This window comes from Bradyrhizobium sp. BRP19 (assembly GCF_020194195.1).
In the GTDB taxonomy this organism is placed as follows: Bacteria; Pseudomonadota; Alphaproteobacteria; order Rhizobiales; family Xanthobacteraceae; genus Bradyrhizobium; species Bradyrhizobium yuanmingense.
In genome coordinates, this window is the sequence record NZ_JADYVZ010000108.1 from 1 (window position 1) to 454 (window position 454).

The following is a 454-nucleotide window of genomic DNA, read 5'->3' on the forward strand; positions in this document are numbered from 1 at the left end:
GGCGGTACATCATCACGTCGATGTCGCTGGAGCCGGCGTTCAGCTTGACGTTGTACTGGTCCGACAGCTGGTCCTCACCGAGCTGGGTGACCTCGACCTTGATGCCGGTCTCCCGCTCGAACTCCGGCAACGCCTTCCGGATGTTCTCGGTCCAGACATGGTTGACCAGGGTGACCCGCACGGTGTCGGAGGAACCGCTGTCGTCGCCGCCGCCACAGGCGGACAACGTCAAGGCGGACACCATCGCCAGAGATATCCCGATTTTTGACCGACGTCCCACGTCCGTCTCTCCTTCTGTGTTGGTCGCGACCCCGGGGGGACGGGCACGACAACGGGTTTTTACATCCGCTTAACGTCCGGATGCTAGGCCGAAAAAGCAGACTTATACAAGGGGTACCTCGGACTGATATGATCCGTGACGTGATTGTGCCCTCACCGGGGGTTGCACCCGCAC

At 61.2% G+C, this 454-nt stretch carries 1 protein-coding gene; it reads right to left on the minus strand.

Annotated elements, in window-relative coordinates; translation table 11 throughout:
• Window positions 1-280, minus strand: a 280-nt coding sequence (locus tag I6F36_RS38715; protein ID WP_225173264.1) for an extracellular solute-binding protein, incomplete at its 3' end; no start/stop codon positions are given.
• Between the last annotated feature and the right edge of the window lie 174 nt (window positions 281-454).